Origin of the sequence: Pseudomaricurvus sp. (genome assembly GCF_965662505.1) — a bacterium.
Classification (GTDB): Bacteria; Pseudomonadota; Gammaproteobacteria; order Pseudomonadales; family Cellvibrionaceae; genus Pseudomaricurvus.
On record NZ_CBFIHX010000146.1, the window covers coordinates 1 to 6973 of the forward strand.

Here is a 6973-nt window from a genome sequence, read left to right on the forward strand (position 1 = left end):
GGTTGATGCGCGCCGTGAGGCTGGTGTCCTCACCGGGGATGGTGAGCATATCGATCGGGGCGCGACGCAGAAAGACCTGAAGCTCACGCTGGCTTTTGACCAGCGGCTGATCAAGATAATGACGGTGGAAGACCAGTCGATTGACCTTGCTTTTGAGGTAGGTTGGGCAGCGGTAGAGAACCCGGAACTCATCGGCATCCAGCGGAGTGTAGTTGATATAGGTACCGAGCAGCTTGATGGGTTTGCCGATATACCAACTGGCGAAGCGGTGCCAGATGACGTGCCAGTACTCGATGTAAAAATGTTCAAAATCCAGTTCGGGCCTACGGAAGACAGTGGTCAGATACACATGGTCGCCTTCGTATTCCAGACTCATCTGTAATTCGTCGGTGATTTGGTTGTAAAAGCGGATGCCTTTTTGCAGCAGTTCTTCCAGGGTTTCGGCGGTGGAGACCCAATCTGCCATCAGCGCAAAGGTGCCGTGCTTGCAGGGGTGTTCGGTGAACCCCATAAACTCATCGTTGAGTGCGCGGCTAATATCGCCGTAAAGCTTGGCAACCAGATCAACATGAATGCGGGCTTTGGGGTCTTTCAGGGGTTTTTCGGGAATCCGGGCCTGACGCAGCAGGGCTTTTGTGTCCAGCCCTTTGGCGGCGGCTCCGCCTAAAGCACTTTTAATGTAGTGAACACCGATTGTTGCCATGGCTGTTTACGTCTTGACCTGTCTGCGTGAATAAAAAAGGCTGAAAAATCATGCTTATAGATGACAAGAAGGTTACCAGAACTCTGAAGGCGGGTCACAGCTTGTTGTGTGGGCTTTCCGTGGCTCCAGTCGCGCCGTACAATCCATACCATGAACGACGTGTCGGATAAAAAGCATCTCTTAATTCTTTACCACACCCAGTCGGGTAATACCGGACAGCTGGCGCAGGCGGTATATCGTGGCGCCTGTGAGGAGTCCGAGTCGGTCGAAACCCGTCTGGTACGAGCCGCAGATGGCAAACTTGAGGATCTGCTCTGGTGTGACGCTGTGCTCTTCGGGACGCCGGAAAACTTCGGTTATATGAGTGGCATGCTCAAGGATTTCTTTGATCGAACCTATTATCCGGCAGAGCCCTATGAACTCAATCGTCCTTATGGATTGTTTATCTCTGCGGGTAATGACGGCACAGGGGCGGTCAGGGAGTGTGATCGAATTCTGCTGGGATACCCCATGAAAAAGGTGATGGAGCCGCTCATTGCCCGAGGCGAGATTACAGAGGAGTATCTTGCCAGTGCGGAAGAGTTTGGTCAGACGTTAGCCTGCGGTTTAGGCATGGGCGTGTTTTGAGGACTTTTTCGAAAAGCTATTTCTACATCGTTTGATCATTCAGACCAGCCATCAAGGATGAGGGCGTGTGAACTCTGTTATTTTCCGCTGTTTCTTTGTCGGTGCCTTTGCACTGGCTGCCTCTCTGCCTGAAATCCCTTCTGTAAGTTTCTGCATCTTAATCACGCTGTGCACAGCAGTGGTTGTGGTCGCAGGCATTGTCTTTTCCCCGGTTCGTTTGAAAGTTGCGGTGATTCATGTGTCGGTGGTCTTGCTGGCTTTCTTGTGGGCAGTGGGATGGGGCAGTCTGCAATTGGAGAATCGGTTGGCTCCGGAACTGGAAGGGCGTGACCTGTGGGTTCAAGGGCGTGTTGAAGGATTGGTGTCCAGACAATCCTCAGAGTCTCGTGTGGTTCAGCGACTGACCTTTCGGGTAGAAGAGGTTCGGGGAGAGAATCAACAGCTCATTCATGAGTTTCCATCTCATCTGCGATTATCCCTTTACGGTGGGCCGAAGGTCCTTGGTGGGGAAGGCTGGCGCTTTCAGGTGCGATTGAAGCGACCGCATGGCTTTGCAAATCCCGGAGGGTTTGATTACGAACGCTGGCTGTTGAGCCGCGGAATTGGCGCAACAGGCTATGTGCTTCTGGGGGATGAAAAGCGAGTAGAGGGCCTGGACAGTCCGTTGCAAAGGTGGCGTTCGGGTTTGCGGCAGGATCTGATAGATCACTTGGGGGATAACCGTTCGGTTGCAGTATTACTGGCGCTGGCGATGGGAGATCGTTCACTGTTGGCAGACAGCGATGCGAAAATGATTCAACAGATGGGCTTGAGTCACTTGCTGTCTATTTCCGGTTTGCATATTGGGCTGGCAGCGGCGTTGGGCTTTCTGATCGGACGATTGTTGGGTGCCTGTTTAAGTCTTGGGTTTCCGTTACGTGTTTTTGGGCCTCATTACGCCTGGTTGGGCGCAGTGGTTGTCGCGTCGGTTTATGGTTGGATGGCCGGATTTTCTCTGGCGACGCAACGCGCCCTGATGATGTTGATCGTGGCGGCCTTTTGGTATTGCTGTTATCGGCGGTACAGCGTGTGGTTGGGGTGGTGGGTGTCGATGATGGCTGTGTTGGTGTTACAGCCGTTATCAATTCTTGAGCCGGGTTTCTGGTTTTCATTTGTGGCTGTTGCGGTGTTGTTATTGCTGTTGTCCCGTCCTGTTACAGGGTGGCATGACAAGTTGATGTTGCTGTTAAAAGTGCAGCTCGCATTGTTTCTGATTATGGGTGGGCTTCAGCTGTTTTGGGGGATGGGCGTCAGTGGTGTATCGCCTTTGGTGAATTATCTGGCCGTGCCTTATGTCAGTATCGCGATAGTCCCTCTTATTTTATTGGCCCTGTTTGTCAGCGTGTTTTCCCAGCAGTTGGCGGCGTATGTGTGGCAGCTGATCACCAAGCTGATCGATATCTTTTGGTGGGGTCTGGATAAAGTCCATCCCATCGCTTCGGAGTGGCTGCTGCTTCCTGAGCTTCAATTGTCACCCGTGGCTTTAGTTGTTGGATGTGTCGGGTTGTTGTTGGCGATACTACCACTGGGGTTGTACACCCGACTGTTGGGGTTGATGTCCATGCTGGTACTGGTGCTGCCCGCTGCGACAATTCATCAACAGCCGAGACTCTCGGTATTGGACGTTGGTCAAGGATTGGCGGTGGTGGTCGGCAGTCAGAATCGGTGGTTGCTCTACGATACGGGGCCTGAATATTCAGAAAACTTTGATGCCGGCAAGGCTGTGGTGGTGCCGTTTTTGTTTGATCGCGGTGTTCGTGCAATGGATTTAGGTATTGTGAGTCATTGGGATAAAGACCATAGCGGTGGGTTGCAGTCTGTTCAGGAAAGTATCGATGTCGCTCGCTGGATGAGTGGCAGACAGGCTCCGGAGTCGATGGCATTCGCGGATGCTGATTTCGCTGAAAGTTTTGATTTTTGTACTCAGGATTCACAGTTTCAGTTGGGCGATTGGCGGGTATCGATATTGGGCAATGATCAAGCAGACCATGTCGAGAGTAATAATGCCTCCTGCGTGGTGTTGCTGGAGACAAAAGGGTTCAGGGCTTTGTTGTCTGGGGATATTGAGAGGTCCCGTGAACTGAGCCTCTTGTCCCATCCCTGGCTACAGGAACCGGTGGATGTGCTTGTGGCCCCACACCATGGCAGCGGTACATCTTCCTCCTTAGCGTTTGTTTCCAAGTTGGCACCGCGTTGGGTGGTTTTTAGTGCGGGATACCGCAATCGTTACGGCCATCCTCAAGAGCAGGTGGTTGATCGATATCGGCAGTTGGGCGCTCAGCTGCTCTACACCAGCCGTTCCGGAGCCATTGAATTTGCGATTGGAGAAGAGCAGGCATCGGGGAGTTCGATCGATCTGGTTTTGTACCGTCAGGGTGCCGCACGCTACTGGCGCTAGATTGATTATTGAGCTATCCGGGTCTGTCTCGCTATCAGACTGATGTTAACTGGCTCTCTTATTGAAGCCAACGCGCTATCTTATTGATGTCAGTGAGGTTTTTTTGATATCCACGCCCGGAATCTGAGAGGCAGGGGGAGTTCTAATGGTCATAGAGTGTGGTAAAGTCCTGCATCAGAAAAATGATGGCGCCTTCTAAAAAGGTGCTCACAATGACAACAAGAGATTCTGGAGCAAGAAGTGCTGGAAATTGTATCTGCCGGTGGCTGGCTGATGTTGCCGATTATTTTGTGTTCAATTGCTGTGATTGCGATCAGTATTGAGCGGTACTGGACATTAAATGCTCAGAAAATCGCACCGAAGCACTTATTGGCTCAGGTTTGGGGCTGGATTAAAAACAACCAGCTGGACGCCTCGAAATTGAAGGAGTTAAAGCAGTCTTCGGAACTGGGTCAGATTCTGGCGGCAGGTTTGAGTAACTCCCGTCATGGCCGGGACGTCATGAAAGACAGTATTGAAGAAGCGGCCAGCAAAGTGGTTCACGATCTGGAGCGCTATCTCGGGGCTCTGGGTACCATCGCCGCCGTAGCGCCATTGTTGGGGCTGTTGGGTACGGTTTTGGGGATGATCAAAGTCTTCACCGCCATCATGATGCAGGGGACAGGCAATGCCGGCGTTCTGGCGGGTGGCATCTCTGAGGCGCTGATTACCACGGCAGCAGGTCTGTGTGTGGCTATTCCCGCTATGGTGGTGCATCGCTTTTATACCCGCAAGGTGGATGGTCTGGTTGTGACCATGGAGCAAGAAGCCGTGAAGCTGGTGGACGCGCTGCACAGCGAACGCCGGGTTGATGTGAAATCGTCTTGAGGATGCTGAAGTGAAGTTTAAACGGCAGCATGAGACGGAAGATTCCGTCAACCTGACGCCTTTGATCGATGTGGTCTTTTTGCTACTCATCTTCTTTATGGTGTCTACCACGTTTACCAAAGAAACCCATTTAACCGTTGATCTGCCGGAGGCCAACGGCGAACCCGCGCTGAAAAATGACAAAGTCATGGATATTCTGATTGCGGCGGACGGCAGCTATTCTGTGAATGGTCAGGCTTTGATCAACAAGAAGCCGGAAACCCTCAGGTCTGCACTGGATAAGTTGTCGGAAGGGGATAACAGTGCGCCTCTGACGATTACCGCGGATGCCAAATCCAGCCACCAGGCGGTGGTGACGGCAATGGATGTCGCAGGCCAGCTTGGTTTCATTCACCTCAGTATTACCACCCGTAAACCCACAGACGACGGCGAATAACGCTGTGACGTCGCCGCGCGGGAAAACCAGACCGACATCCTCCACAGGGCAAAAATCGCCATCGGGTGATCGGTCTCAGGCTTCCGCGGTGTCTTCAAACACTAATAAAAGATCTACGCCAAAATCCAGTCAAAACCGAGAGGCCTTTTGGTTGGATGCCTGGTATCAGGGTCGCTGGTGGCTGTGGTTGTTGTGGCCATTGAGTCTGCTGCTGCGCTGGATTGCCGGTATCCGGCGGCAGCGCTTGCAGAAGCTGGCCAAGCCTTTCTCCGCGCCGGTGATTGTTGTCGGCAATATCACCCTGGGGGGAACAGGCAAAACCCCAGTCATTATTGCACTGGTGCGCTACCTCAAAGAGCAGGGCATGCGGCCGGGTGTGATCAGTCGCGGTTACGGCGGTAAAGCCCCTTTCTATCCTTATTTCGTCAGTTCAGAGTCCCCGGTGTCAGAAAGCGGTGACGAACCCCTGTTGATTGCACTGGAAGCGGATTGTCCGGTGATGGTGGGCGCTGACCGTAATGCCTCCGTTCAAAAGCTGATTGATGACCATCAGTGTGATGTGATTCTGAGCGATGACGGAATGCAGCATTACAAGCTGTTTCGCCAATGGGAGATCTGCCTCCTTGATGGACGCCGACTGCTGGGGAATGGCCAGTGTCTGCCGGCCGGCCCGTTAAGAGAAGCCCCCGCACGCCTCAAAGAGGTGGATTGTGTCATCGTTAACGGAGGTGTTGAGTCAGATCCGGTCATTGCCGATGTCCCAGCCTTGTCGATGACCTTACGTCCTAACGTTTGGTGCAATCTGCTCACTGGTGAGTCGTTACCTCTGGATAAGCTACCGTTTGCTGAAGACTCTGTGGTGAATGCGGTGACCGGTATCGGTAATCCAGAGCGCTTCTTCCGGACATTGCAGGACCTCGGCATTGCCGTGCGAGGGCAGGGTTTCCCGGATCATCATGCGTTCACACCGGAAGATCTGGCCTATATCGGCTCCAGACCTCTTCTGATGACCGCCAAGGATGCGGTAAAATGCCAGTCATTCGCCAAGCCGGACTGGTGGTATTTATCTGTAGAAGCAGAGCTGCCGGACGCCTTCTACGCTCAGCTCTCTAAATTTTTGTCTGACAATACCTCTATCACTCCTGTTTCAGAGACCCCTTGATGAAGTTTACCGTTGTTATTCCTGCCCGTTACGCCTCCACCCGTTTGCCAGCCAAACCGCTGAAAGATATCGCAGGCAAGACCATGATCCAGCGGGTTTACGAGCAGGCGCAGTTGAGTGATGCCTCTCACATCGTGGTTGCCACTGACGATCAAAGAATCGCTGACGTGGTCACAGGTTTTGGTGGTCAGGTTTGCATGACGTCTGATCAACATGAATCGGGTACCGATCGCCTGCAAGAAGTGGCGCAGAAGCTGGGTTTGGACGCGGACGATATTGTCGTTAATGTTCAGGGGGACGAGCCATTGATTCCACCGGCAGTGATTAATCAGGTGGCGGCTAATCTGTCGCAGGCAAAAGGCGCCAGCGTGGCGACTCTGAGCGAACCGATCCAGAGCACAGCGGATTTTCTGAACCCAAATGTTGTGAAAGTGGTGGCGGATAAAGCGGGGCTGGCTCTGTATTTCAGCCGTTCCTCCATGCCGTGGCCGCGAAATGATTTTGCTGAATGTTCCCAAGCAGGAGCGCAAGGTAATACTCAAACCCCCGAATTGCCCAAATCGGATTTGTTCCAGCGCCACATTGGTATCTATGCTTACAGAGTGAGCCTCCTCAACCAGTTTGTAGAATGGCCCATGGCCCCGGTTGAATCCATGGAATGTCTGGAGCAACTGCGAGTGCTGTGGAATGGGCACAGAATTCACGTGCAGGAGGCAGTAGAAGCGGTCCCCGGAGGCGTCG

The 6973-nt window shown here is 52.9% G+C and carries 7 protein-coding genes; 6 read left to right on the top strand and 1 reads right to left on the bottom strand.

Features of this window, described 5'->3' with window-relative positions; all coding sequences use genetic code 11:
• On the bottom strand, positions 1 to 703 hold a 703-nt coding region (locus ACTG33_RS15100), incomplete at its 3' end, for an AraC family transcriptional regulator ligand-binding domain-containing protein (protein ID WP_439136055.1).
• Between the two features lie 159 nt (positions 704 to 862).
• Here ACTG33_RS15100 and ACTG33_RS15105 point away from each other — a divergent pair.
• The 6 genes from ACTG33_RS15105 to kdsB form a co-directional block, all read left to right on the top strand.
• Positions 863 to 1330 (top strand): flavodoxin family protein, encoded by a 468-nt coding sequence (locus ACTG33_RS15105; protein ID WP_439136056.1) that lies wholly within the window; start codon positions 863 to 865, stop codon positions 1328 to 1330.
• Positions 1331 to 1397: 67 nt separating this feature from the next.
• Positions 1398 to 3767, top strand: a complete 2370-nt coding sequence (locus tag ACTG33_RS15110; RefSeq protein ID WP_439136057.1) for a DNA internalization-related competence protein ComEC/Rec2 — start codon at positions 1398 to 1400, stop codon at positions 3765 to 3767.
• Between the two features lie 240 nt (positions 3768 to 4007).
• Positions 4008 to 4634 (top strand): MotA/TolQ/ExbB proton channel family protein, encoded by a 627-nt coding sequence (locus ACTG33_RS15115; RefSeq protein WP_439136058.1) that lies wholly within the window; start codon positions 4008 to 4010, stop codon positions 4632 to 4634.
• Positions 4635 to 4644: 10 nt separating this feature from the next.
• The gene (locus ACTG33_RS15120) at positions 4645 to 5070 is read left to right on the top strand and encodes an ExbD/TolR family protein (RefSeq protein ID WP_439136059.1); all 426 of its coding nucleotides are present in this window, start codon (positions 4645 to 4647) and stop codon (positions 5068 to 5070) included.
• Between the two features lie 88 nt (positions 5071 to 5158).
• Positions 5159 to 6232 carry a tetraacyldisaccharide 4'-kinase gene (gene lpxK / locus ACTG33_RS15125; RefSeq protein WP_439136060.1) on the top strand — a complete coding sequence of 358 codons (1074 nt, stop codon included), beginning with the start codon at positions 5159 to 5161 and terminating at the stop codon, positions 6230 to 6232.
• Positions 6232 to 6973, top strand: a 742-nt coding sequence (kdsB, locus tag ACTG33_RS15130) for a 3-deoxy-manno-octulosonate cytidylyltransferase (protein WP_439136061.1), incomplete at its 3' end; no start/stop codon positions are given. The genes lpxK and kdsB, both read left to right, overlap by 1 nt.